The sequence below is a fragment of the Candidatus Campbellbacteria bacterium genome (assembly GCA_028817035.1).
GTDB lineage: Bacteria > Patescibacteriota > Minisyncoccia > Phycocordibacterales > JABAAK01 > JAPPQH01.
The window spans coordinates 1-25,103 of the sequence record JAPPQH010000017.1 but is presented as its reverse complement, the minus strand read 5'-3'; the positions used below and the strand labels follow the sequence as shown (position 1 = coordinate 25,103).

At 38.7% G+C, this 25,103-nt stretch carries 24 protein-coding genes and 1 tRNA gene; 1 reads left to right on the top strand and 24 read right to left on the bottom strand.

What is annotated here, in order from left to right; translation table 11 throughout:
• Nucleotides 1–135: 135 nt before the first annotated feature.
• The 8 genes from OXU73_02865 to OXU73_02830 all read right to left on the bottom strand — a co-directional run bounded on the left by OXU73_02865 (nucleotide 136) and on the right by OXU73_02830 (nucleotide 5,308).
• On the bottom strand, nucleotides 136–816 hold the full coding sequence (locus OXU73_02865) for a hypothetical protein (protein ID MDD9868245.1): 681 nt from the start codon (nucleotides 814–816) through the stop codon (nucleotides 136–138).
• 115 nt (nucleotides 817–931) lie between these two features.
• Nucleotides 932–1,564, bottom strand: coding sequence for a hypothetical protein (locus OXU73_02860; GenBank protein ID MDD9868244.1), 633 nt, complete (start codon nucleotides 1,562–1,564; stop codon nucleotides 932–934).
• A gap of 16 nt (nucleotides 1,565–1,580) precedes the next feature.
• Nucleotides 1,581–1,955, bottom strand: coding sequence for a 50S ribosomal protein L7/L12 (rplL, locus tag OXU73_02855; protein MDD9868243.1), 375 nt, complete (start codon nucleotides 1,953–1,955; stop codon nucleotides 1,581–1,583).
• A gap of 181 nt (nucleotides 1,956–2,136) precedes the next feature.
• Complete coding sequence (rplJ, locus tag OXU73_02850; GenBank protein MDD9868242.1) at nucleotides 2,137–2,619, bottom strand: 50S ribosomal protein L10; 483 nt, start codon at nucleotides 2,617–2,619, stop codon at nucleotides 2,137–2,139.
• A gap of 138 nt (nucleotides 2,620–2,757) precedes the next feature.
• Nucleotides 2,758–2,829 (bottom strand) — tRNA-Met (locus OXU73_02845).
• A 50-nt stretch (nucleotides 2,830–2,879) separates the two neighbouring features.
• Entirely contained in the window at nucleotides 2,880–3,509 is a 630-nt protein-coding gene (locus tag OXU73_02840; protein ID MDD9868241.1) for a hypothetical protein, read from the bottom strand.
• Nucleotides 3,496–4,908, bottom strand: coding sequence for an Asp-tRNA(Asn)/Glu-tRNA(Gln) amidotransferase subunit GatA (gatA, locus tag OXU73_02835; GenBank protein MDD9868240.1), 1,413 nt, complete (start codon nucleotides 4,906–4,908; stop codon nucleotides 3,496–3,498). Before gatA ends, OXU73_02840 begins: the two co-directional genes overlap by 14 nt.
• On the bottom strand, nucleotides 4,895–5,308 hold the full coding sequence (locus tag OXU73_02830) for an aspartyl/glutamyl-tRNA amidotransferase subunit C (GenBank protein ID MDD9868239.1): 414 nt from the start codon (nucleotides 5,306–5,308) through the stop codon (nucleotides 4,895–4,897). The genes gatA and OXU73_02830 overlap by 14 nt, the downstream gene beginning before the upstream one ends.
• Before the next feature lie 14 nt (nucleotides 5,309–5,322).
• Here OXU73_02830 and OXU73_02825 point away from each other — a divergent pair, with 14 nt between their 5' ends.
• Entirely contained in the window at nucleotides 5,323–5,694 is a 372-nt protein-coding gene (locus OXU73_02825; protein ID MDD9868238.1) for a hypothetical protein, read from the top strand.
• A 339-nt stretch (nucleotides 5,695–6,033) separates the two neighbouring features.
• On the opposite strand, the gene rpsR is transcribed toward OXU73_02825, so the two are convergent.
• Genes rpsR through OXU73_02745 form a run of 16 tightly spaced genes read right to left on the bottom strand, consistent with a single transcriptional unit; the run spans nucleotide 6,034 to nucleotide 24,895 of the window.
• Complete coding sequence (gene rpsR, locus OXU73_02820) at nucleotides 6,034–6,234, bottom strand: 30S ribosomal protein S18 (protein ID MDD9868237.1); 201 nt, start codon at nucleotides 6,232–6,234, stop codon at nucleotides 6,034–6,036.
• Nucleotides 6,235–6,236: 2 nt separating this feature from the next.
• Nucleotides 6,237–6,671 (bottom strand): single-stranded DNA-binding protein, encoded by a 435-nt coding sequence (gene ssb / locus OXU73_02815; protein MDD9868236.1) that lies wholly within the window; start codon nucleotides 6,669–6,671, stop codon nucleotides 6,237–6,239.
• Nucleotides 6,672–6,683: 12 nt separating this feature from the next.
• Nucleotides 6,684–7,088 carry a 30S ribosomal protein S6 gene (locus OXU73_02810; protein ID MDD9868235.1) on the bottom strand — a complete coding sequence of 135 codons (405 nt, stop codon included), beginning with the start codon at nucleotides 7,086–7,088 and terminating at the stop codon, nucleotides 6,684–6,686.
• Nucleotides 7,089–7,129: 41 nt separating this feature from the next.
• Entirely contained in the window at nucleotides 7,130–7,930 is an 801-nt protein-coding gene (locus OXU73_02805; GenBank protein ID MDD9868234.1) for a TatD family hydrolase, read from the bottom strand.
• On the bottom strand, nucleotides 7,920–9,350 hold the full coding sequence (gene metG, locus OXU73_02800) for a methionine--tRNA ligase (protein MDD9868233.1): 1,431 nt from the start codon (nucleotides 9,348–9,350) through the stop codon (nucleotides 7,920–7,922). Before metG ends, OXU73_02805 begins: the two co-directional genes overlap by 11 nt.
• A 16-nt stretch (nucleotides 9,351–9,366) precedes the next feature.
• Nucleotides 9,367–10,428 carry an AI-2E family transporter gene (locus OXU73_02795; GenBank protein ID MDD9868232.1) on the bottom strand — a complete coding sequence of 354 codons (1,062 nt, stop codon included), beginning with the start codon at nucleotides 10,426–10,428 and terminating at the stop codon, nucleotides 9,367–9,369.
• 17 nt (nucleotides 10,429–10,445) lie between these two features.
• Complete coding sequence (locus OXU73_02790; protein ID MDD9868231.1) at nucleotides 10,446–12,341, bottom strand: hypothetical protein; 1,896 nt, start codon at nucleotides 12,339–12,341, stop codon at nucleotides 10,446–10,448.
• Nucleotides 12,342–12,377: 36 nt separating this feature from the next.
• On the bottom strand, nucleotides 12,378–12,956 hold the full coding sequence (locus OXU73_02785) for a recombination protein O N-terminal domain-containing protein (protein ID MDD9868230.1): 579 nt from the start codon (nucleotides 12,954–12,956) through the stop codon (nucleotides 12,378–12,380).
• Entirely contained in the window at nucleotides 12,956–16,465 is a 3,510-nt protein-coding gene (locus OXU73_02780) for a class I tRNA ligase family protein (protein MDD9868229.1), read from the bottom strand. Before OXU73_02780 ends, OXU73_02785 begins: the two co-directional genes overlap by 1 nt.
• Nucleotides 16,466–16,487: 22 nt before the next feature.
• Nucleotides 16,488–18,176, bottom strand: coding sequence for an arginine--tRNA ligase (gene argS, locus OXU73_02775; protein MDD9868228.1), 1,689 nt, complete (start codon nucleotides 18,174–18,176; stop codon nucleotides 16,488–16,490).
• A gap of 21 nt (nucleotides 18,177–18,197) precedes the next feature.
• Nucleotides 18,198–20,192 carry an NAD-dependent DNA ligase LigA gene (gene ligA / locus OXU73_02770; GenBank protein MDD9868227.1) on the bottom strand — a complete coding sequence of 665 codons (1,995 nt, stop codon included), beginning with the start codon at nucleotides 20,190–20,192 and terminating at the stop codon, nucleotides 18,198–18,200.
• A gap of 45 nt (nucleotides 20,193–20,237) precedes the next feature.
• Nucleotides 20,238–20,795, bottom strand: coding sequence for a hypothetical protein (locus tag OXU73_02765; protein MDD9868226.1), 558 nt, complete (start codon nucleotides 20,793–20,795; stop codon nucleotides 20,238–20,240).
• A gap of 12 nt (nucleotides 20,796–20,807) precedes the next feature.
• Complete coding sequence (locus OXU73_02760) at nucleotides 20,808–21,503, bottom strand: prepilin-type N-terminal cleavage/methylation domain-containing protein (protein ID MDD9868225.1); 696 nt, start codon at nucleotides 21,501–21,503, stop codon at nucleotides 20,808–20,810.
• 2 nt (nucleotides 21,504–21,505) lie between these two features.
• Nucleotides 21,506–23,368 (bottom strand): prepilin-type N-terminal cleavage/methylation domain-containing protein, encoded by a 1,863-nt coding sequence (locus OXU73_02755; GenBank protein MDD9868224.1) that lies wholly within the window; start codon nucleotides 23,366–23,368, stop codon nucleotides 21,506–21,508.
• Complete coding sequence (locus tag OXU73_02750; protein ID MDD9868223.1) at nucleotides 23,365–24,111, bottom strand: type II secretion system protein; 747 nt, start codon at nucleotides 24,109–24,111, stop codon at nucleotides 23,365–23,367. Before OXU73_02750 ends, OXU73_02755 begins: the two co-directional genes overlap by 4 nt.
• A gap of 7 nt (nucleotides 24,112–24,118) precedes the next feature.
• Entirely contained in the window at nucleotides 24,119–24,895 is a 777-nt protein-coding gene (locus tag OXU73_02745; GenBank protein ID MDD9868222.1) for a prepilin peptidase, read from the bottom strand.
• Nucleotides 24,896–25,103: the final 208 nt, after the last annotated feature.

Sequence of the window (25,103 nt, the reverse complement as noted above, 5' to 3'; positions counted from 1 at the left end):
TCATAGACTGCATAGAATTATAACATATTTCAGGAATTTAACAAGAGGGTGTGGATTGGGATTGCAAGGGCGGTTGTAAAAACAAAAAATCGCACCAACAAAGGCGCGATTTTCTGTTTTTAAATCTTCCAATTATTAGCGATCTGAATCACTGAAAAATTTCTGTAACCATTTTTCAGCCAAATCCTTTCCGCCAAATCCAAATGATAGACCAAGCGCAATCGCTAAAGCAAGGATTACCCCCTGGAATAGAGGTGTAATGAATGTAAGCGATACGCCCAACTGATCAAGTGCTATAAAGATTGAGAAAATCCAAATAGCCCATTTTGATATAGTTCCGGCAAACTGTGCGGCGCGTAGTCGGGTTGCTTTTGTAGCACCAACAACGACTCTTTCAACTATATCAGCAATAAACGCACCACCGACAAGTATCACTGCCGCGATTATTACACTTGGAATATAAGCAAGAATTTGTGTGAAGAATTGTGTTATAGCGTCTAAGTTAAGGACATCAAGTGCGACGACCAAAAATACGACTACTATAAACAATTGAACAAGAACACCAATAAACTTTCCTATGTCCAATCTCATACCTGCGCGTCTTAGCGCTTCACCAAAAATTGTTTCAGCGGCAGAAGAAACGCCGGGTATTGCATTTATACCGTGAGCAACATATTTTCTAACAAATATTGCTATCACCCATCCTATAAAGAAGATGATTATTGCGGCAATTATGCTTGGAACATAAGATAATACATAACCCCAGACATCTGAAAAAGATTCGCCAAAGGATTGTGCTATTTCCTGATAACTCATATAATTCTTATCTATCAGTTAACTTATAGTATTAACAGCTGTTTAATTACTATGCGCATTTGTATAGCGCATTAAATATAAGTATACACCAAATTGGTTGGGTCAAGTGGTGGATTTACCTGCTAAGAAGCCTCATTTTATCAAGCAAAATGCGGTGCTGATAGTCAAGGATATCGCGTATTAGCTTATCTTGGATGGATAGACGATATGCAAATTCATTGGGATTGAAGATGGCATATTTTATTTCCCTTCCAAGAGATTTTTCTATATCAAGAAGAACCTTTTTTAATTTATCTATATTTATATCTAAACCGATAATTAAAATGTCGGCAGGGGTTTTTACTCCGCCCACAAAGACACCAGAAAGAACAATCGCCTTTACCTCACCGACTGACTGTATGGCGCGTGAAACTTCGCGACCACGAATGGGAAATGTATTTAAAAAGAGCTTTGAGATTATGTCTATATGCGGATATGTGTCGTCAATGATATATCCTTGATGAATTTTTTTCTTTTTCTTTCCGCTTTTCAGAGTGATTGTTTCTGTTATCTTTTTGCCTTTTAATATATTTGCTTTCACAAGCGACATTATTTCTTTCTTCACGCCTGCTTTACTACCTCTTATCACTCCATATATTTCATCTATCGTATAAACAAGTTTGATATTTTGCAGAAACACTCGCAGGACTTTGGCACGCAAATTGTTGCCGAAAAGTCCTGCGAGTGGGTCCTGTTTTGAGGAAGCCATAACTTTTCTTTACTGGTTATTTGAAGGTGACTGTTCCACCGGCTTCTGTTATCTTTTTCTTCATTTCCTCTGCATCATCTTTCTTCACGCCTTCTTTGAGAGGTGTTGGTGCACCATCTATCAAATCTTTTGCTTCTTTAAGTCCTACTCCAAGAATTTCTTTTACCGCTTTGATGACGGCTATCTTTTGATCTCCTGCTGATGTAAGCTCAACAGATACAACTCCCCCATCATCATCTCCACCTGCATCTCCACCTGCTGGTTGTGCGACTGCCATTGCTGCAGCAGAAACACCAAATTTTTTCTCAAAAACTTTCACCAATTCGTTTAATTGCATCACCGACATTTTCTCAATGGCGTTGATTATTGCCTCAAACTCCTTAGGAACCACGACTTCTTCTTCTTTTGTAGGCGCAGGTTTTGCCTCGGGTTTTGCTTCTGGCTTTACCTCTGGTTTTGCCTCAGTTTTTGGCTCTTCTGCAGGTTTTTCTGCCGCTGCGCTTGCGTTTTCCTGTGCTTCGCCATCTGTTTTTATTGTGTCGTCTTGCTTTGTGTTTTCTTCACTCATAATTTTATTTTTTTTCAGCCAAAGCAGAAAGCGCCATAACCCATTTTGTAAGTCCAGACTTCATGACATAAGCAAGCCTTGAATGAAGAACTTCAATGGATGGTATGGATGCGATCTCTTTAGTCTCATCTGCGTTTATAAATTTGCCTTCAAAAATACCCCCTATAAATTCTACTGAATATTTATTTTTCTCCTTGAACTCACACACCTTTTGCAACGGTAACAGAGCATCTCCGTATGTTATGGCGACCTCTTCTTTGAAAACTGGTCGTGCACCGTCTATCTTTTCTTTATCAAGTGCGATATTAAGTAGTGTCTTTTTTATTACTTTGTAACCAACACCACTGTCGCGAAGTAATTGGCGTAACTCTGTGGAATCCGATCCAGACAAACCACGAAAAGACAAAAAGGAAACAGAAGCAGTATCTTTAAACAACTGCTCAAGTTCCTTAATTATCAATTCTTTTTTTGTCCGTGTTATCGCCATTGAAAGCAATCAGAACAATCAACACGCATATATCTGTAATACACTCGGTGGGAGATTTTTAATTGCCAAAGCGCAATCCCACTGTCTTTGATCTGATGAAATTGATGTTACACACCCGCGGAGAAAAAGTCAACTTTGTGACGGGGGTTGGAATTGCACCAACGACCTCTGGGTTATGAGCCCAGCGAGCTACTACTGCTCCACCCCGTCAATTATTAAATTATACTACTTTATTTGAAACATTCCACTTTTTCTTTTTTTTAGTCCAAAGTTCCTATTTCCCTCAGTATCGCCTTGTAGTCCCCTATTGTTTTTCCCACCTGTTCTCTGTTTAGCCTGATTTCTCCCCTATGTGCTATCAGATTCCTCACCCTATGCGCCTGTTTTGCGATTCTTATCGTGGCGAGATGCCTTGTTTCTGGTGAATTGAGCATGTCGCCCACGCTTTCACCTGCTATTCCGTTTTTTACGAAAGAGTCCTCAAGCAGTATATCGGCATCAATAATAGCCGCTTTCCAGTCATTTTCAGATTCGCTGGTTGCCAGTTTCTCTATACGGTTCCATCTCCTTACCATTCTGTTCTCCGCCTTCATTGAATTCTCTTCAACTCGTTTTAAGAATTCCTCTCTGTTCTTTTTGGTAAGTTTTTTATGTTTTGCGAAAAAATAATATCCGTAATATATGATCGCAAAAGACACAATCAAAAAAATACCAAACACCACCAACAAAGGTAAATAAACTTCTCCTGTCAAAGGGGTTTCCGCCACATCCGAGAAAAATTCAGAAATCTTTTCATAGTTATTGAAAAAAATAAAAAGTAAAAACGCAAGGACTATTACTACAAGCCCTTCTTTTGTTTCCCAGAACAATGGTGTGTTATCTTTTTGCATTGTAAGTATCAAATAAATCTCCCACTTCAAACAGTGTATCCTCGCCGTTGTGTGAAGCCATCAACTGCAAACCGATAGGCATTTCATCAACAACGCCTATGGGGACTGACAAAGCGGGATTGCCAGATAAATTTGCAGAAACCGTAAAGCAATCATTCACATAATTTTCAAGAGGGGTCTCTTTATTCTCTATTTTTGGAGCAATGTCCGTTGCAGACGGAGTCGCTATTATAGAGACCTCTTTGAAAATCTCTCCAAAAGATGAAATGAGTTTTTTTCTTGCGCGGTTTGCTGACTTGTAATATGCATCATAATATCCAGATGACAAGACAAATGTCCCTGCAAGTATCCTTCTTTTAGCCTCATCACCAAAACCTTGCTCGCGGGTCCTCAGAAATTGATCTGCGACTTGGTTTGCCTCAGAAGAAGCACCATAGCGAATGCCGTCATATCTGGCAAGGTTAGAAGACGCCTCTGCTGGTTGGATTATGTAATACATAGAAACAACACTATCAAACAGTGGCTCTTCTATATTAATAATTTTATATCCTTTTTGCTTTAAATTCTCTATTGATTGGAAAAAAGGCTCTGCAATATTTTTATTAATGTATTTATCTATGAATTTTCTTGGAACACCTATTGTTTTATTGTTTTCAGGAGTTTTTGCGTATTTGAATGTGCCAGATGTTGAGTCGTTTTCATCATATCCCTCAATAACCTTAAAAACCTCTTTAGTGTCAGCCATTGTTCGCCCGATAACACCAGCAACATCAAGGGATGAAGACAGGGCGACCAATCCATAGCGAGAAACACTTCCATATGTTGGCTTCAAACCAAAACACCCGCAATAAGCAGCGGGCTGTCTTACAGAACCACCCGTATCTGTTCCAAGCGACACAGGAACAGATCCAAATGCAACAGAAGCAGCAGAACCACCAGACGACCCACCAGACACCCTTTCTTTGTCATAAGGATTTTTAGTAACACCATAGCAAGATGTCTTTGTGCTTGACCCCATAGCAAATTCATCAAGGTTTGTATAACCTATGGGAATCATACCTGCTTCTTTCAATTTTGAAACAACAGTCGCGTCATACATTGCTTTATGACCTTTGAGTATTTTTGAGGAAGCCGTCATTTCTTCACCTTTCACAGCGATATTCTCTTTTATCGCGATGGGGATACCAAGCAGTGACCTCGTGTCGCCTGTCTTTCTTTTTTTGTCCGCCTCTTCTGCAAGTTTTTCAGCGCTTTCAAAAACACGAACAAAAGCATTGGTTGTAACATTTTCTTTCTCAATAATGGCTTTTGCCTCTTTTACCAAATCAACAGAACTTACCTCCCCCTTTTTAAGGGCATCTCTCATTTCTTTTATTGAACTTTCTTTATATAAAAACATAAGCAGGAGATTTCACCCATCCATTTTTTTGTTCTTTAGCTTGAGACAAAAGAGCATCTTTATACTCGCCTCTTTTTGTAGTTACGACATCAGTGCGAAAGACATTTTTGTGATGTTGTGAAAAAAAGAAACTTTCATCACTGCCTGCAATATTTTGAACCTCCGCGACATATCCAAGAACACCATCCAATTCTTTTGCAAAAACAGAATGCTTTTCCTTAGCAAGACCAACATTGGAAAGTGAGGTAAGTGAAGATATGAATTTTTCATCAATCATATAAATGATTTTATCATAAAATCGTGTGGGTAGTTGCGATAATAAATCAGTATCTGGTGTTGATCCTTGGTCTTTTTGATGCTCTGTCATTTTTCTCTCCTGTTGGAAAAGAACATTCGGCAACAAGTGCCTTCTATATGTTAATAATAGAACACAAGCAGATAGCAAGGTATGGTATAATAGAAAGTGGTGGTAAATGTTTTTTCAAAAGAAAGGGAGGTGAAGAAATGAAAGATGGTTCAAATGCCTATAGAGAAGCAAAAAAAGGCGGTGACATCGGCACGATGCTGAAAATCGCTGACCGATTTGCCCACACCAATGGAAGGAAAAGGGTGAGCGCTTTTCTTTTGAAGAGGATGAAAAAAAGCCTTGTATCAGGAAATACACGAAGATATGATCTTCTCCTCTTGGAAAGGAGTAGAGAGAGTAGAGAAAGAATTGGGGAGTTTGAAGATTCAACGCAAGATCCTTTTCAAGATTATGAAACGTTTAGTCAAGCGGTGGCATAACCCACTCCCCCGTGTTCTTTCTCAAGGGTTGGTGTGTATGAGAGTATGCACCACCCTTTTTATTTTTCCAAGCAAACTTCCCTACACCTGTTTAACCTCAAGATTGGGGTATTGTCTTTCAAGTTCGGCAATCTCTTCTTTGTCAACTGACTTATTAACGGCAATTAATCCCAAATTCTCAGGAAGCAGTGGTATGAGCAGGAATAGATTGGAGGGCTTGAGTCCGACCGCAACGAGCCTGCGAGATAAGGAAAGTAATGGATTGCTGAGGTATAAGTCCGACCGCAACGAGCCTGCGAGTTGCGTCAAGCGAGTGGCGGAGCCACGAGCGATAATAAATCAGAATCTTGTATATGGCAGAAGCGCCATAAATCTCGCTCTCTTTATTGCTCTTTGGAGTTTCCTTTGGTTGTGAGCTGAGACACCGGTAATCTTTCTAGACATTATCTGACCGTTCTGATTCAGAAACCTGTTTAATATATCAACATCTCTATAGTCAATATGTTCTATACTATGTTTTTTGAAAAAGCATTCACGCATAATTAAAAAGGAATATCATTAGGGTTAATCTCATTGTTTGGATAATTTATAGCATTCTTGCCAGAAGGTGATGAAGCCCCCTCGCCAGATGATGTATCACCTGGTTGTCCAGAGCGCCTTGGTCCCAACTGCATATTTTCAACTATAATCTCTGTTCTGTATTTTTTTACTCCATCTGCCTCCCAATTTCTCGTCTGCAACCTTCCTTCCACAAAAATTCCCGATCCTTTCTTTAGATATTGCGCTATGATTTCGGCTACTCTACCAAACGCGACTATGTTGTGGTATTCTACGCTTTCCTGCTTTTGCCCTTCCTGATTTTTCCATACGCGATTTGTGGCAACAGAAGTGTTTAAGACATTGTTTCCGTTTGGCAATGTTTTTAACTCTGGATCTTGAGTCAAATTTCCGTAAATTATTGCTTTGTTTATATACATGATTGATTAAAATTAATTTTTTTCTAAAACTTTATTGTTGTTTGTTCGTTTTGGTTTATCCAGCCCATTAAGAATTTCAGCATCCACCCTTGTATTTTCAATTACTGTTCTAAATATCAAAAAACGAAGAACATTTTCATCTTCTTTCATAAACTCTTCCAGTTTTGAAATGGACTCTGGCTTCAGCTTAAATTTGATATCACCAAAATAAGCTTCTGTGAAATATGTGTATGGGCTACTCTTACCGTGTTTAATCTTGTATTCCAAATTGATAAGAGATGGCTCTTGTTTATCAACTATCTCACCGCCTTCTTTTGTTATAAAAGAAGATATTTTTTCTGCACGCTTTTTCACATCCCTTTCTTTGAGATTGGGAATAAAGTGAAAACCGATTTCATATATGGCTAATACTTCCATAATAGGTTAAATAATATCAAAACATCCATCATTTCGCAACTCTAAAAATTAGCCCCTTGAAAAAAGACCCTTTCGGCATTTTTATTGATTGTAGATATAACGCTATCTTTTGAAATACCCTTTATCTCGCTTATTTTATCTACAATATGAAGGACATTCAGCGGATTATTTCGCCTTCCCCGTTTTGGGTGTGGTGATGCGTAGGGAGAGTCTGTCTCAGACATTATGTACTCAAGAGGTATTAATTTTACGGTCTCGGTATATTCAGGAACAAAAGTTATCACGCCAGAGAAAGAGAAGGTTGTTTCTAAATCAAGATATTTTCGGACATAAGACGATTCTGTGAAAAAATGTATATGTGCATGTAAATCATTGCCATGTTTCTTTTTCGCTTCTGTAAGCATCGCGATAACATCAATGTGTGCGTCACGGGAAGTCCCCCTGTCTTCTGGTTTTGTTCGCGAGTGAATCATAAGTGGCAGTTTATATTCTGCTGCTTTTTCAATATGCTCCTGAAAGCGTGTCTGTTGTTCCCTTTTTGTTTTTTCTAAATCGTCTGTCCTCGTGTAGTCAAGACCACACTCCCCGACAGCGACACACTTTTTCTTTGTAAAAAACTTCTCAACCAAAGACACAGATCCTTTTTCTTCAAGCGGGTGTATCCCTGCGGTTGAAAAAATAAATTCATGTTTTGTGGCAAGTTCATCTGCTTTCTCTGAAGTGTTCTCATCAATACCTACAACTATCGCCCTCATGGGAAGCAGACCCATCTCTTTTACAAGGTCATCACGATCTTCGTCAAAAGAAGGGAGCTGTATGTGTGAATGGACATCAACCAACATATATATCTTTTCTCTCAAACAAGGGCTTCTGTGGAAATTTGTTTTCCTTTATCAGATCTTTTACTTTTTTAGAGGTGTCGGGTAAAATCGGCTCAAAAGCATCAATTATAAAGTAAAGTTGTCGGACAAGGGCTTTTATTTCTTCCACGCCTTTTTCTTTGTCTTTTGTGATGGTCTCAAAGGGTCTTTTTTTCTGTATCATCTCATCCAATCCACGCATATTGTCTGTATACCAAGTAACCGCCTCATTAAAATCATATTTTTTACAACTCTTCACCACTTCCTCTGGAAATTCTTTTGAAGGGATGTCTATTTTCTCTGCGATATGCTCAGACGATAAGCGCATTATTCTTGAAACCAGGTTGCCTATGCCGTTGGAGAAGTCGGCAGTATATACATTATGCAATCTTGTCCAATCAACATCACTGTCTTCGTATGGGTTTATATGGGCCAAAAGAAAATATCTCAAAAAGTCTGCGCCATAGTGAGAAATAATTTCATAAGGGGATATGACATTACCAAGCGACTTACTCATTTTTTTTCCATCTTTTGTTATGAATCCGTGTATATAAATTTGTTTTGATGGTTGCATTGAAACAGAGAGCAACATTGCCTGCCACATTGCGGATTGTTGTCTGAGATTGTCTTTACCTGCAATCTGAACAACAGGCCACCATTTTTTGTGCGAGTCATCAGGCCATCCTATCGTGGTGAGATAATTCACAAGTGCGTCAAACCAAACATACATAACCTGTGTTTCATCATTTGGAGTTGGAACACCCCACGGCAATCTATTTTTATCTCGCGAAATACTGAAATCTTTGAGACCTCTTTCCAAGAACTTTTCTATTTCTTTTTGTCTTTGGGTTGGAAAGACAAAATCCTTATTTTCCTTGTAAAGTTTAGCAAGTTGTTCGCTAAACTTAGAAAAGGCGAAAAAATAATTCTCTTCTGAAAGGGATTCAATCGGGGTTGTTGGATGTAGTGGGCAAACGCCACCAACAATCTCATCATCTTGTTTGAATAACTCACAACCCACGCAATATTTTCCCTCGTATGATTTTTTATATATATATCCGTTTTTATCACACCTTCTCCAGAACTCTTGTGCTGCCTCTATGTGATCCTTATCCGTTGTTCTTATGAACCTTGTTGGAACAACAGACAGCGTCTCTGCAAGGTCTTTGAAAAGGTTTGAGGTATTGCGGACATAATCTTTAACATCTTCTCCCACATCTTGAGCTTTTTTGTATACTTTTGTTCCGTGTTCGTCTGTTCCTATATTAAAAAACACATCATAGCCGAGAGAAGAGTGCACGCGGGCAAGCATGTCGGCTTGAACAAATTCAAGAGCATGACCCAAATGTGGTTCTGAGTTTACATATGGTAGTGTTGTGGTTATGTAATAGTTACCTCTCATTTTTGTTTAGAGAAAATCAACTTTTACTACCTTCAGCTACAAACTTATCTATCTTTCCACTCTTCAGATCGTTGATAAACTCTTGCAAAATCGCAGAAAGTGGAACAGCCAAAACAACGCCAAGGAAACCTGCAAGTATCCAACCGCTTATAATCGCAATGATAACCAAAATGGAAGGTATCCCGACAACCTTTGTTACAACCAAAGGATATATCAAGTTGTTTTCAAGCTGTTGTATTATGACAAACAAACCAATTACCAACAGTGCGAGAACCCAACCACCGTCAACAAAACCAACGAGGACTGGCAGTATAGCTGAAAGTATCGGACCGAAAATAGGTATCAGCTCAAACAAGCCGGCAATAATTGCGAAAAGGAGTGCGTATTTAACGCCAAGTATCAAAAGACCAAGATAAACCAAAACAGCGATTATAAAACCAAGTATTATCTGACCCTTCATCCACTGACCTATCTTTTCACGAGACCTTCCCCACAAGTCCAATACATAAGATTTGTAACGACGAGGAGATATGACATCTAAGAAGTTATATATATTCCGCTCTTGAACGGCAAAGTAAAAAGTAAGCACGGCTATCAGAACACCTGTCAACAGGCTATTGAAGAATGTGTTTGTAAATGAGATAAGCCCATCAAGAGAAACATTCAAAGCACTTTCAATTCTTTCAGACCAACTCGGCTCTACATTAGTAACAAAATCAGAAGATATGAGGTTGTCTATAAATGTTCCTTTAATGGATTCTTGAAAAGATGACACGATGGTCGGCAATGAAGTGGTAAACTGTCGCGCCTCTGTTACAAATGCAGGTATGAGAGAAAATGTAACCGATACGATTATGATAAGCAAAAGAAAGTAAACTATTAAAACAGAGAAGGCACGAGGAATCTTGTATAAGATAAGTTTTCTCACCATTGGCTCAATGGCAGAAGCAAGAACAACGGATGTGAGAAGGATGACAAAGATGTTTATGAGTTTAACAAACACCCACACAAGCCCTACGAAAACTATTATTTTTACTATTGTTCCCGTGTTTATACTTATGCTTTTGCTATTCTCCATAGTTTTTCAATATTATATCACAAATCACCATCTGATGTCACATTTCCTATTCCCCTCCTATATATAAGATCGCCCCTTATCTCAGTCGTTATGGGTGGAAAATCAAGTCTTATGGGCTTTCCTGTGAATATATCAAATGAATCAAACCTTTGATTGTTTAACAAAACTGGTGGCTCACCCAACTGGGATATCGTTGGTGTTATTGAAACTTGGAATGAAATTTCTCTGGAGTTGTCAAAAGTATTTGCCCCAAGCTCTTGTATGTTCCATCTTATAGTTCTTGTATCCTCATCGTATGTGGCATCCTCGTTCTCTGGAAGAATACCCTTCTCAAAATTAACATAAAACGGAAGAGTAGATGTTAAAACTGTGTTCCTCATAGTGTTTGACGAGTTTCTCGCTATCAATGAAATTGTGTATGTTGTTTTTTCACCTACTTTAGGAGGTATAGGACCTTCATTTTGAAAAGGTCCGTCAGAATAAACGGAGCGTGAGAAGAGAGACACCTCTGAAGTCAATTTTAGATTTCTCTTTATTGAACCTTCTATTTTTTTCGCTTGGTTTGTTCCGTCATCTCTTATGCCACTAACATCTATTGATAAATCTACAGAACGGTTTGTGAGTTTTCTGATTGGATCATCTTCAACAACAGAAAATGAGAACTCCACATTTCCCCTGCCGTTAGATGCGATTGTTCTTAACTCTGGGTGTGTATCTCTTGACCAAAGAATTGTGTCTTCTTTTTCATCATAGAAACCATCAGGAACTCTGACAGAAGTTTTGTTCAAACCGTTTCCTGCAAGTGAAAGGATTATTTCTACATCTCTTATGGTATTTTGTGTATTATTTACCCACCACAGAACCCCTTTCACTTCTGTGCCTTCGTCTATGATGTGTGTGTCATCTGCGTTTTGGTTCAATGTGAGTTGTAACTCTATGAAAGGACGATCAATAACGATGGAGTGTGTTTCTTCTGCTATCAGAGAGCCTATCCTCTTTTTGTCTACTGGGTCTGCGACACCTAAACGAAATCTAAATGTTCTCTCTTCGTTATTATTTCCAGTTAATGCCCCAGATATATTGATAACCCTATTTTGACCCTCATTCAGACGACCTATTTCCCATAAAGTATTCTGAAATCTTGAACTTCTGTTTGACCTAAGGAATTTGTAACCAAACGGATATTCAAGGACCAACACCAAGTCGTCTATTGTATTTTGTGAGTTTGATTTAATCTCCACTTCTAAAGGAAAATTCTCATCAGATATGACTCTCTTTGTTCCGCGAACAATGAGCGCGATTGGTGAGGACTGTATTGAAACATTGTATGGCTTTTCAATTGCGAATTGGGCGTTTGAACCACTTAGACGATAGTCAAGACCGATAACAATTTCCTGTGATGAGCCTGCAGAACCATAGATTATTGGATTAATTACTGCTGTCTTTGTTTCTTCTGGTTCTATTGATCCAAGTCCCTTCCTTTCTCTTGTAAGGAGTGTTGTATTGTCTTTGCTTGACTTGGTGCCAGACGGATAATTGATAACAAGGTCAGCAAATTCTATGGGTATGGAGTTGTCATTGGTGATTGATATATTGATGGGTGTCTCTCCACCTGAAGTGACAAAAACAGGACCGCGAATTTCTATTTCTATATTTTCACTTGAGATATTTTGTCTTCCGCTAAAAAGAAAATAGAAAACCAAAGCGGCAAGGAAAAACCCAAATGTGAGCATAAAAAGCATGGGAAGAAACCTGCCATACCTATTGATTAACGAACCTTTTTTGTTCTCAGTCTCCCATTTTCTTTTCATCGTTTTTCTTTTGGGATGATAAAGGTCTATTCTCTGATCTCGCGCACGAGCAGAGAAATCAAAATTAAGTTTCTTCTTTATTTTCTTTATTTTGCGTGGCATATTCTAAAATTAAAGTATATCATATTTATATAAAAATTATGAGTGCAATTCATACATAATTTCGTTTATTTCGCTGATTACCTTTCGGCGTGTATTCACATCCCTCAATCTCTGCTTGACAACTTCTATGCTGTTTTCAAAGATAAGCGGCGATTTATCGCGGGGAAAGTACCCAAGCCGCTCAAGCATCCTCGCAACACAAACGCACTCAAGCGACTCAACATCCTCAAACTCGGCAGAGACAAGAAGGTTGTGCGAATCTGACAATATATAAAAAAGTTTCTCGTCTTTGAGTGAATTGTAGACCAGTTTTGAGAACAAGTTAAGTATCCTCGCAAATGCGGCTCTATTTTCAGAAGATAAAAATTCCGACATAGAATGAGTACCAGAAGCGCCCACTATTCTGTAGCCACTCCGCACAGGCAACAACTCAGCCACAAACAACCCTGTTGAGTTTAGGAAAGAACGAAGTTTTGAGCTCTCCTTTCTTATCCCCTTTGCATCAACATATACAAGTCCAAGAAGCTCGGTATACAAAACAAACATTTTATCTGCTTCACCTCTTTCATGTGAATTTATGACAAATGCTTTGGTGGTTTGTATCTGGTGTGACATTATTTAATATCTATGATAACCGACCCTTCTCCCACTTTTATTTTTTCAACTCCTTTGTTGTGTGTGAAATCAATACTGCTTAACCCAGCCGTCTCAACAAGATATTTTTTATGCTCCTCTATAGCCAGTTTGATGTCGTCTGATGCATCTATACACAACACAACTTTATCAGAAGGTTTTTTGCCCTGCTTTTTTCTCATGGACTGGACTGCCCTTGCAATTTCACGAACCGCGCCTTCGCGAAGAAGTAAGTCATTCAATTCTGTGTTCAACACTACCTCATCGCCCTTTTTATGAGACACAACCTCTTTTACATTTACCTCATCTTTTATAATTTCTGCTAATTTGTCAGAAACCATCAAGTCCTCCCTCACCGAGAGCGACTGAAGTGGCTGACGAACTTTTATTTTGGATTCATCTCTCAACAAAAGCGCCTTGCTTACTATTTCTCTTGCTTTTTTCATTTCAAGAAGCAGTTTTGCATCAAATTTAGAAAACGAAGGCCATTGCTTCAGATGAACGCTCTCTGCGTCATCACTTTCTTTAAGTGATCTATACAAATATTCCGAATAGAAAGGTATTATCGGCGCTGACAAAAGAGAAATGTTATAAAGCGCTCTTTTGAGAACACCCCTTGCGACTGCCGCTTCTGTTTCCCCTTCTTTTCCCTTCAAACGACCCCTTGAGCGCCGTAAAAACCATATAGAAAGGTCTTCAATCAAATCGCCTATAGCCCTTGTCGCCTTGTCAATCTCGTAGTTTTCAAAAGAATTTGTCATTTTATTAACACACTCTGCAAGGGATGCATCAATCCACAAATCAAGTGGGTGGTTTGATTTAGCGCCCATATCATCACCTTCTTTGCGATACAAGTTATAAAAAGAAAGACAGTTGTTTAACCTGTTTATTATTTTTCTCTCTATTTCGGCAACGCCATCATCAGAGAAAGCCATATTCTCACCGCGAACAACAGCAGATGAGAGCATGTAATAACGCATTGCATCCACTCCATATTTATTTATTATGTCCTTTGGATCAGTATAATTTTTCAAACTTTTACTCATCTTCTTACCATCAGCACCATCCACAAGACCGGTTATAATAACATTTTTGAATGGCGCACAGTTAAACAAAGCCGTGCTCAAAACCATAAGATAGTAAAACCATCCCCTCGTCTGATCCAACCCTTCTGCTATAAAGTCAGCTGGAAATCCTATTTTTTTATTTGGATCAAAATCGCTTCTGGTATCAAATGGGTAATGGACGGATGCGTATGGACCAGAGCCTGATTCAAACCAACAATCAAAAACATCAGGAATTTTTTTGTATTCCTTACCGTTTTTGTCATAAAGTTTTAGCTTATCAATATATGGTCTGTGCAGATCAATCTCATACAACTTATTGTGTGGCAATGGCTTAAAATCAATCTTATTTATACTTGCGTTTGTTATGTCATAACAATGCTCTCCTTTTTGTGGGTGTATTTTCCTGTAAAAAGATTCTATGTTTCTTGAAAGGATGCCCGATGAAATACTATAAGCACAAGCGATGGGGATATGATGAGAAACAAAGACAATCCTTTTATTTTTATATTTTTCCTCAAGGGAATAAAGTTGCAATGCGATACGGTGATAAATTGACCTCGCAGATTCCATTTTTTCTTCATCACCAAAATGATGGTGGCATAGATGACTAAAATATTCTTCATCAGGTCTGCCTTCACAAACCCGCCAATCAACTTCAGCAAGTTCTTTTTTAATAATTATATTTTCCTTTGGTATATTGTTTTCTTTTGCTATAATTTCTGCCGACTGTAGTGCTCTGTCAAGCGGAGATGAAAACAAGAAGTCAATTTTTTTATCTTTAAGTTCCTTCGCTGTTTTGGCTATCTGACTTCTTCCTTTCTCTGTCAGATCATTGTTTGTGTTGTTTGTTGAAGACAAAACACCTTTTGTGTTATTTACTGCCTGACCATGTCTTACAAAGATGTATTCATTATTTGAACTCTTTATGTATTTCTTTAATGTCGCTAGAGAATCAATGACGAGAACATCCCCATCTTCCGATTTCCATACAGGTATTGGAGCACCCCAATATCTCTGCCTTGAAACACACCACGGCTTTGCATCTTTAAGCCAATTTCCAAACCTATTCATACCAACAGAAGAAGGAACCCAATGCACCTTTTTGTTATTGTTTACCATTTTTTCTCTTATAGAAGGAACATCAACCAACCAAGAAGATATCGCATAATAAATCAAAGGAGATTTACACCTCCAACAGTGTGGATATGAGTGCTCTATTTTTTCTTCGCGAAAAAGAAAATCTTTTTCGCTCAAAAAAGCAACAATTTTCTCATCCGTCTTAGACCCCTCCTCTTTTTGCTTTGCCTTACAACCTTTAAGAAAACCAAGTTCTTCATTAAACAGACCGTTTGTTGAGATGTGCAACAAAAGAGGTATGTTCTTTTCTTTAGACAGATTGAAGTCGTCTTCACCACAAGCAGGAGCGATATGAACAAGACCCGTTCCATCTTCATCTGACACAAAATCTGCGTGATGAACAAAAAATGCGTTCTTATCATCTTTTAATACCTTTCTTGCAAATGTCTCAAAAGGAGGTTTGTATTCCAAGCCCACCAATTTACTACCCATAATAGTTGAGACCACATTTACTTCTTCACCAAATATTTTTTTAGCAAGTTTTTTAAGGACTATATATTTATGACCCTCGTGCAAAACTTCCACATATTCAAAATTGCGATTAACCGCAACGGCAGTGTTTCCAGGCAGTGTGAAAGGCGTTGTTGTCCATATCAAAAGAGAGGTGTCCTTCCTATCAACTATAGGAAATCTGAGATAAACAGATGTATCAACCACATCAATATACCCCTGCGCCACTTCAGCATGTGAAAGCGTTGTCTCACATCTCGGACAGAGCGGTTCTACACGAAAATCTTCATCTACAAGTTTTTTATTATACAAATTGGAAAACACATTCCAGACCGACTCTATGTATTTGGTATCAAGCGTTCTGTAATCATTTTTCATATCCACAAACCTACCAAATCTGTTAATTGTCTTTTCCCACTCCTGTGAATATTTCATTATGCCACTGCGTGCTGTCTGGTTAAATTTTTCAATCCCAATTTTTTCTTCAATTTCCTTTTTTGAATTTACATTTAATTCCTGCTCAACTTCATACTCAACAGGCAAACCATGACAATCCCAGCCCCACTGTCTTGGAACAGAAAACCCACGCATCGTCTTGTATCGCGGTATAGCGTCTTTTATAAAACTCTGCAATATGTGACCGTGATGGGGCAGACCATTTGCAAATGGAGGACCATCAAGAAACACAAATTTTTTAGGTTTGTTGCTAAGAAAACCAAAAAAACCCTTCTTGGTCTTTATGCCTTCTTCCGATTTTTTGAAAATATTGTTATCTTCCCAAAAAGATAATATCTCTTCTTCTCTTTTTGCTGATTCTCCCTTATTATCTAAATTCATATTCAATAACCATAATAACAAATTACATCTCTTTGGGCAATTTTATGCCGAGCAGATAACAACCGTTTTTCATCGTGGAGTAAAAAGCACGGACAAGAGCCAGACAGTCCCCCGCTCTGTCATTTTTAAGAATTGGCTCTCTTTCATACCAAGAATTAAAAGAGTGGGCGAGATCCGCGAGATATCTGAGAGTAGTGTGAGGGGATTGTTTCACTATGCTCTCTTTCACGACCTCTTCAAATCTTATTATCTCCCTTGCTAAAGTGGGGTTGATTATGGAAAAATCGTTTTCAATTTTTATATCGCTTTCTTTTGCCTTCTCAAGCAAAACCCTTGCGCGCACAGATGCGTATTGCAGATAAGGACCGGTTTCTCCGTTTATACTCAACGCCTTATCATAAACAAACTCGCGATCAAGGTGAGAAGATGTTGAGAGTATGCTGTATTTCGCAGCCCCAAGAGTAATTTCGTTCACATCCTCATCACTAAGATTTCTATCGCTTTTACCCTTAACTTTTTCCCTCAAAGAATCTATAAATTGTCTTGCAGAAAAAGTGGTTCCCTTTCTTGATGACATCTTTCCCTCTGGCAATTTTAATATTCCGTGAAATATTATCTTTGTTTTTTCTGCCTCCTCTTTATTTATTTTTGAAAGAGCGCTTAAGACCGTTTTGAAATGCGCCCTTGTTTCATTTGCTGTTACAATAAACGACTTATTGTGTTGCCAATAATCATCTTTGAGTTTTGGTAGCGCCAATTCTTTTCCCCCGTATGTTGGAAACCCTCTGGAGTTCAAAAAAACCACCGTATGCATGCCCTCACCAACACCGCGATAGACCACAGCACCCTCACTTTTCTCAAGGATACCATCACCTAACGCCTTTTTTATTATTTTATCAGCAGACACAACCGTGTCCGACTCAAAAAAATACTTGTCAAACCTTGTTCCAAACATTTCAAACAAGCCTTCAAACTCATCCATAGATGTTTTGTGTCCTTTTTTGTAAATCGCTGTAATTTCTGCATCCTTGTTCTCATATATCAAAACATTTATATCGTCTATTTCACTTCGCGCACCCTCATCCTCCTCATACTCTTTTGACCCTTTCTTATACGCATCTGCCAAACTCTCTGAAGTAAGTTCTTCTACAGACAAACCCGCTTTTTTAATTCCCCATATAGATTTAGCTATATGAAGACCTATGTCTGCCATATAAGAAACTTTTTTTACATCTGCACCACCAAACTCAAAAAAGCGAGATAACGACTCTCCTATTGTGTTGCTCATAAAATGACCTATATGCAATTCTTTGAAAAGGTTTGGATCTGTGAATTCAACAATTATTCTATTCTCGTCATATACAGAAGACCGCCCCCACTCGTCTGGATTTGCGATTATATCTTTCACCACCCCTGCTATTTCTTTTTCAGATAAAGTAAAGTTTATAAAACCCGGCTTCATCGCAACCACATCTGAAAATGGTTCTTCAACCTTTATCTTTGATACAATCTTCTCAGCGATTTGAAGCGGGTTCCCTCCCCTTTTTGCAAGACGCATTGCAATAGGGCTTGCAAAATCCCCCTGCATCCCCTTTGGTATCTCAAGAAATACTTCCTCAGAAAAGCCTGCCTCTTTTAACGCAGAAGACAGCACCGACTCTGCCTTCATCAACGCTGATTGTATTCTTGATAAATTATTTTTATTACTCATTCCTTGTATTTTAACACAACCCTAAAGAGAGCCCTTTGATAGAAAATCTCTCAAGCGGTCTTCCTCAACGATGGGTATATTATATTTTTTTGCAAGGTCGGCATTACTGCCTGCATCCCTGCCGACAACCACATAGTCAACCGCCTTTGAAACCTTGCTTACAACCTTTGCCCCATTTTCATAAAGCATAGATTTTATTTCATCCCTTGTGTAATCATTTAATGTCCCAGTCACAACAATTTTCGCCCCATTAAAAAGATTGGTTTTGGTGGTAGTGTTTGAAATATTTATATGCGACAAAAGTTGCTCAACCTCCTTTTTGTTGAGAGGATCTCTGAACCAAGAGTATATGGCGTGCGCTCTCTCAGTCCCTATACCGCCAACCCCTGCGATTGTTTCCACATCAGCAGAAGCAATATCATCAATTGTCGCAAACCTCTCTGCCAAAATCCGCCCGCTTTCCTCACCCACATCATTTATTGAAAGAGCAAAAAGAAGTCGTGCAAGTGTTATATCTTTTGACTTCTCTATACTCTCCAAAAGATTGTTTATAGATTTTTCTTTGAAACTCGGAAGCCCTTCAAGGTCGCCCTTTCTCAATGTAAATATATCTGCAAAAGAATTTACAAGACCTTTTTCTATAAAAAGCTCAAGCCGTTTTTCAGCAAACCCATCTATATTAAATGCCTTCTTTGAAACAAAATGCTGAAGCCGTCTCACCCTGCCTATAAAAGAATCTGTTGAAACACATCGCCATGCCGCCTCGCCCTCCACTCTTACGATGGAACCATCACCCCCACAATCCAAAATCTTTTTAGGAAACTTAAAGGGCTTTGTGTTCTTTGGTCTAAGCTCTTTAACAATACTTACAATCTCAGGGATTATATCGCCCGCCTTTCTTATAAGCACCGTGTCGCCCACACGCAAATCCAAATCTTTTATAAAATCCTCATTATGAAGAGTTGCCCTTGACACAGTCGTTCCGTCTATCACAACCGCAGTAACCTCTGCAACAGGTGTTATGACCCCCGTCCTTCCCACCTGAAACACTATATCCTCAAGCACAGTTGCTGCCTCGCGAGATGGAAACTTGAACGCAATAGCAAATCTTGGCGCTTTCCCCGTGTAGCCCAACTTCTCCTGTAGCGAACGACTATTTACCTTCACAACAACTCCATCAACCCAGTAATCTTCCTTTTCTCTCCTTTCAGTAAGTTTTTTCCAAAAATCTACCACACAATCCGTGTTATGACACAGCTTTGACACTGAATTTATTGGAAAGCCGAGAGATTTTAACCTTTCATATTCCATCTCTTGAGTTTCTATCTTTTCGCTGATTTCTGCAATGTCGTAAAAAAACACGCTTAAATTTCTTGACGCGACAATCTTAGAGTCAAGCTGTCTTAAAGAACCTGCCGCTAAATTTCGTGGGTTTGCAAATACCTCTCTTCCTTCCTTCTTTTGTTTCTCGTTTATCCTTTCAAACTCTTTTTTTGACATATACACCTCACCCTCCACAATCACATCCAAAGGCTCATTAAGATTGCGAGGGACGGACTTAATCGCAACTACATTTTCTGTTATGTCCTCGCCAACACGACCATCGCCCCTTGTTGCCGCCCTAAACAACTTACCCTTTTTATATTCCACGATTATCTTCACTCCGTCTATTTTGTATTCACAAAAATAATCAATCTCACCAACCACCTTCCTCACGCGAGTATCAAAAGCCAAAAACTCATCTGATGTAAAAACATCATTAAAAGACCATTGTGCTATCTTGTGTTCAACCTTTTGAAAACCCCTTTTTACACCACCAGCAACAACCTGCGTTGGAGAATCCGAAGTTACCAATGAAGGATACCTCGCCTCAAGTTCAGCAAGTTCATGTTTCATTGAATCAAGCGCTTCATCCGTCAGCTCCTGCTTATCTTCTCTGTGATACAGGTCGCGATGTTTTTTTATAATCTCTCGCAATTTTAACACCCGCTCCTTTGTTTTCTTTGGTATATCCATTAATATAATTATAATTGAAGAGCCGATTTAATTGAAGTTTTGAAATTAATACTCCGCTATATGCCTTATCTTTATCTGACCTTGGGTTAAACCACCGCCACAAGGATTTAGCCCAACAGTCTCTACGGTTGTTTCCAGTTTTCTTTTGAGGTTTGTTTGGCTACTTGCATCTTCCCTTTTCTCCTCTTTAGTCACCACAACCCTTGCGCAATATTTCTCCCTCTCACCATCATGGACATAAAACTTATATTTCACCTTATTATCCGTATAACTCAAAGGTATTTGTGCATTAAATATATCTCCTTCTTCGTCTGGGTTTTGCCTTGCGATTTTGTTGTTACATGTGATATGCCCCGTTGTAAGTCGCTGTCTGCCCAAATTATCAAACCTATCAAAAGATCCATATATAAAATCATGCAAAAGTGCACACTCAAAAGCCGTGTCGGCTATGTGAAAAGTATGGTATGACCTCTCCGAAGAAACAAAAGAAAGAATCTCCTTAAACAAAATAGAAGATATACCAAACGCGATACTCAACATAGAACCAGCAACAAGCGTTGCTATCACCAATGCCGAACCTCTATTTTCATATTTATTCTTCATAATTAATTTCCATTATTGAGTTCTTACCCACCTATATAAATTTTCAGATGCCGTGAGACAATCATTTGTAGAATCACGAACCTCACACTGCTTATCATCAGTTGGAAAAGCATCAGACCACCACACAAAAACCGTAACCCTTACATCCCTGTCCGATATTCTTTCTATCTGAAATGCTTTCTTGTATTCTATGTTGCCTCTGTCATAACTACTATTATCCGCTGGGCACGTACCAGCTTTATTACAAGGAACATACGCGTTCTTGTATTGATTATTATCAGCAGTATATTGATACAAATTGACACACATATCACCTGTTCCTTCTGTTAATTTCTTTACTGCAAGTCCGCCATAAGTAGTATTTATGTCTGAATTGCAACCATTATTAGGAATTGAAGTGGAATTAAAAAAAGTAGTGGTGCAGTATTTATTTTTTCCCACACAATCCGTCAAATTATCAAGCCAGTCTTTCTCTATATCACCACCCTGTGCTATAAAATTACTGTCGCGTATTTTTCTTATATTTTCAATAGTCTCCTGCGCTATGAACTGCGCCACCACTCTCTCGTGGGTTATAGTATTTTCAGTTACCTCTCTTGTTATGAGTGTTATCGGTGCACCAACAGCGATGGTTATAATCGCAAGCGCAATGATAACCTCGCTTATAGAAAAACCTTTATTATAATTGTTTTTACTTATATTAAACATAATCAAAATCCAAAGTTTATCTTAACAATTTTATAAAAATTAACTGCAGAGCCAACTCTTTGACGCTGAACGAAAACCCTCTCTCTTATGGTAGATGATGTAGAGGTAACTACCTTAGAGCCCCAAACATACAAACTGCCATCCACATCTACCGCAAAGGGCAATGATCCTTCTGAGTTCAAAGCAACTTTTTTAAACCTAATCTCCCCCTCCCTCTGCCCTGGAAAAGGACCTATGAGCGCACCTTCGGGGACGCCACTACTCTGCGAAGGGAATTCTACTTTTGTTGCCGCGGTATTGGTATTAAAGGCATCACCCTTTGCTTCATAAACATTATCACTGCTTATTCCCAAAAACAAAATTCTTGTGTAGGAAGTGGGATTAGAGAAGACAGCATCACCAATTCCACTTAGTGATAATTTATTTCCAGCATTATTACAATTCCTTTCTTCCACACCACACCTTGTATAGCCATCATTTAAACGATTATAAACATAATTTCCAATAACATATCTTTCGTCTTCAAAAGAAAAACTGTTATGATAGGAGAATGTAGAAGAGCTGATAAATCCTAATCCTACACTTGTTACTCTAGAGAGCTCAATAATACGGTATTGTTGTCCTGTACGACCTAAAGATAAAGCGTAATGTTTGCCAGACATAACCGATATGGTATCTGTCTTTTCTGGTGATGTTCCCCATTTTCTTTTAACAAAAATTTTGCTTTCATCACATGAACCATTCGCTTTTTTCTTTTTATACGACCTCACATAATTGTCATCTTTACCCCCCTTCGCAATAGGCGGTTCATCGTCACATATGTCTGGCAACTTTATCTCATCATACTTACCAACTGTTTTCCTGTCTAAATGAAACAATCTCCACTTACTCTCGTTTTGTGGCAAAACTGTAAAATATTTTTCCTCTGGGTGTGCGATAAAATTATCAATCTTCTCTATGTTTTCATCAGAAAATTTTATAAGTTCTGCATTAAAGACCCCTCCCGTTGGCGGTATGCGCCAAGAATCACTCTTTGGCACAGTCATCTTATACAACCTTCCGTTTGCATGAAGCAACAGCAACGAACCATCTGCCATCTCTATATCCTTTATCGCCACATTCTGACATAATATTTTTTCTACCTTTTCGCCATCCTCGTCTATGCAGGAAGTTCCATCAAACCCATAAAAAGCTGTTGCATCCCTACCAAAATTACTTACTGCAAAAGAAGATGTAGGGTCCCGCTTAATATCAAGTCGGCGCTGTGTAACACTTGTCCTTATAGAAATTTTTTCACCCTCTTGATTTCCTGCATCGTATGTTCCGCTTAGGGAGATATCTACACTCGGCTGTGTCGTGTCGGTGTCTGCTGCCCCTGTAACTCTAAACCGAACGCTCTCTAATGTCACACCTTCGCCCACAAACTCTTTGAAATCGGTTGCATTTACATTACATTTTTCAACAGGAGGGTCTCCTTCAGGATCACATTTTACCTTTGCGCTTTCCAGTTTGTCGTCATGAAAAAAGTATACCGTTCTGTCATCATCTGAACCCTGTTTTTTGAAAGAGATAAAATTTCCACTTTCGCAGTCTGAAGTGCCTGTTTTTTTTGCTTCTTCAACTACATTTGTGATATTACTGCCACATCTATAACTATGCCCCAAACGAAGTTCTCTGCTCATCGTTTCAAGGGTAGCATCAACCGTGTAAAGAGTGTCCTTGCCCTTTTGTGACTTTATGTTTGCGTTCAAAAAAAGAGTCAGTGCACCAAGCGCAACGCCAACAACAGACACAAAAAGCGTGGAAGCAATGATAAGCTCAATGAGTGTAAAGCCGTATTCTTTTTTATTAATTAATTTCTTCATTCTGATCTTCTTACAAAAACTTGACCCGAACTGATGATACTGACTGATGTCTGCCAGTCATTGAAGTGATCACCTATGCAGAAATAGCCGTCAGTTATTGTTTCTTTTTGACCATTGTCTTTATTGAATAAAATGAATGTTGGATCAATATTCGGTGGTGAGAAAATAACGAGAACATCTTTTTTATTCATACCTAAACCACCTTCCACTGGGTCCATTGCTCCTTTAGGACATCTGGATTCCGCTATGCTACCGCTGCCAACCTTCCATATACATTTTGTTGTGCCATCTTTTTTGCCACAAAAGTTTAATATTGAGTTTCTTCTATCTTTTGCGACACTGAAAGTGTTTAATGAGACCGCCTTGGCTTCAAAATTGAAACTCGCTTCTTCAGAACTGGGGATAGAATCTTCCAGTATCATATTGCTGGTATCACCTGTTCCCGTTTTTTCGTGATATATCTTGTATTCTGTAACACCGTCTTCTGCATCATTCACACTTGAAGGAAACTCAACAAGCAAGGCGACATCAGCGGGGTTGTTAAGATTTGTAGAGAGCTCATCTGATTGCGAGTAGGATTGTGCAAGACGGATTGCAAAAGCAAGGCTCTGCCCTGTTCTTATCCTTGAAGTATTTCCAGCAAAATCACGGTCAGCAAAGACAATAATACCCGACATTATCCCTATGATAGCGATAGTTACTATAAGTTCTATGAGAGTGAAACCCTTGTGAAAAGACCTCATAAGGATATTATAACACCGATACAACGCTTAACACTTTTTCAAAAGAAATATTCCAGTATTCAACTATGAAATAGGCGATTATAAGAAACGGTGCAAACGGCACTTGGCTTTTCATAGAAAAGATTTTTTCTTTTCTTATCACACTCAACACCAAAATTAAGAAAATTGAAACAATAGCGCCTATCCAAAAAGACAATAGGAAAACAAAAAATGCGCCCTGCACACCCGCAAGCCACCCAAGTGGTATCGCAAGTTTCACATCCCCAAAACCCATCCACCTGCCTTTTGAGATAAGCCAGAGTATGAAGAAAAACAGCGCAAGGATAGGACCAACAGCAAGAAGTTCAAAACTCACAGATTCGTTCTCCACAAAAAGCAAAATGAAGGATAGGACTATAAGCGGCATAGAGAAGACATCCGGTATCAACATATGAAGGACATCATAAGTAAAAATTGCAATGAGAAGTGAGAAAATAACACCAAGCAAAATTAAGTGTGTGAGAGTATCTCCCAGCGTGTAAGCAAAAAGCCACACAAGACCAGATGCGACCTCTACCAATGGATACTGAACGCTTATCTTAGATTCACAGTTAGAACATTTCCCTCTCAGAAAAACATAAGAGATTAACGGTATCAACTCAAAAAAAGTTAACACCTTTCTACAACACGGACACTTTGACCTGCCCAAAAGCGTCTCCCCTTTTGGAAGGCGATATATAACAGCATTTAAGAAACTGCCTATCACCGTTCCAAAAACAAACCAAAATAAAATCAATAAATTCATTTAAATAATTTTATCACGGATAAAGCGACAAACCCCTCTTTTCTCACATTTACTTGATTGATAGATTGGGGGGTGTGAGATGTGAGGTCGCACACATAATAAAATATATTTTATTATGTGATGGGAAAAGGATAGGTGGAAATGGAAGAGATGGGTTGGAGGGTAGGACCAAGCGAATGAAATAGTTTGGAATATGTGAGTCCGACCG

Bases quoted from the DNA above. Each gene is read 5' to 3' on its own strand.
- OXU73_02865 (MDD9868245.1), bottom strand. From the start codon at position 816: ATGAGTTATCAGGAAATAGCACAATCCTTTGGCGAATCTTTTTCAGAT.
- OXU73_02860 (MDD9868244.1), bottom strand. From the start codon at position 1,564: ATGGCTTCCTCAAAACAGGACCCACTCGCAGGACTTTTCGGCAACAAT.
- rplJ (MDD9868242.1), bottom strand. From the start codon at position 2,619: ATGGCGATAACACGGACAAAAAAAGAATTGATAATTAAGGAACTTGAG.
- OXU73_02840 (MDD9868241.1), bottom strand. From the start codon at position 3,509: ATGCAAAAAGATAACACACCATTGTTCTGGGAAACAAAAGAAGGGCTT.
- gatA (MDD9868240.1), bottom strand. From the start codon at position 4,908: ATGTTTTTATATAAAGAAAGTTCAATAAAAGAAATGAGAGATGCCCTT.
- OXU73_02825 (MDD9868238.1), top strand. From the start codon at position 5,323: ATGTTAATAATAGAACACAAGCAGATAGCAAGGTATGGTATAATAGAA.
- rpsR (MDD9868237.1), bottom strand. From the start codon at position 6,234: ATGCGTGAATGCTTTTTCAAAAAACATAGTATAGAACATATTGACTAT.
- ssb (MDD9868236.1), bottom strand. From the start codon at position 6,671: ATGTATATAAACAAAGCAATAATTTACGGAAATTTGACTCAAGATCCA.
- OXU73_02810 (MDD9868235.1), bottom strand. From the start codon at position 7,088: ATGGAAGTATTAGCCATATATGAAATCGGTTTTCACTTTATTCCCAAT.
- OXU73_02805 (MDD9868234.1), bottom strand. From the start codon at position 7,930: ATGTTGGTTGATGTCCATTCACACATACAGCTCCCTTCTTTTGACGAA.
- metG (MDD9868233.1), bottom strand. From the start codon at position 9,350: ATGAGAGGTAACTATTACATAACCACAACACTACCATATGTAAACTCA.
- OXU73_02795 (MDD9868232.1), bottom strand. From the start codon at position 10,428: ATGGAGAATAGCAAAAGCATAAGTATAAACACGGGAACAATAGTAAAA.
- OXU73_02790 (MDD9868231.1), bottom strand. From the start codon at position 12,341: ATGCCACGCAAAATAAAGAAAATAAAGAAGAAACTTAATTTTGATTTC.
- OXU73_02785 (MDD9868230.1), bottom strand. From the start codon at position 12,956: ATGTCACACCAGATACAAACCACCAAAGCATTTGTCATAAATTCACAT.
- OXU73_02780 (MDD9868229.1), bottom strand. From the start codon at position 16,465: ATGAATTTAGATAATAAGGGAGAATCAGCAAAAAGAGAAGAAGAGATA.
- argS (MDD9868228.1), bottom strand. From the start codon at position 18,176: ATGAGTAATAAAAATAATTTATCAAGAATACAATCAGCGTTGATGAAG.
- ligA (MDD9868227.1), bottom strand. From the start codon at position 20,192: ATGGATATACCAAAGAAAACAAAGGAGCGGGTGTTAAAATTGCGAGAG.
- OXU73_02765 (MDD9868226.1), bottom strand. From the start codon at position 20,795: ATGAAGAATAAATATGAAAATAGAGGTTCGGCATTGGTGATAGCAACG.
- OXU73_02760 (MDD9868225.1), bottom strand. From the start codon at position 21,503: ATGTTTAATATAAGTAAAAACAATTATAATAAAGGTTTTTCTATAAGC.
- OXU73_02755 (MDD9868224.1), bottom strand. From the start codon at position 23,368: ATGAAGAAATTAATTAATAAAAAAGAATACGGCTTTACACTCATTGAG.
- OXU73_02750 (MDD9868223.1), bottom strand. From the start codon at position 24,111: ATGAGGTCTTTTCACAAGGGTTTCACTCTCATAGAACTTATAGTAACT.
- OXU73_02745 (MDD9868222.1), bottom strand. From the start codon at position 24,895: ATGAATTTATTGATTTTATTTTGGTTTGTTTTTGGAACGGTGATAGGC.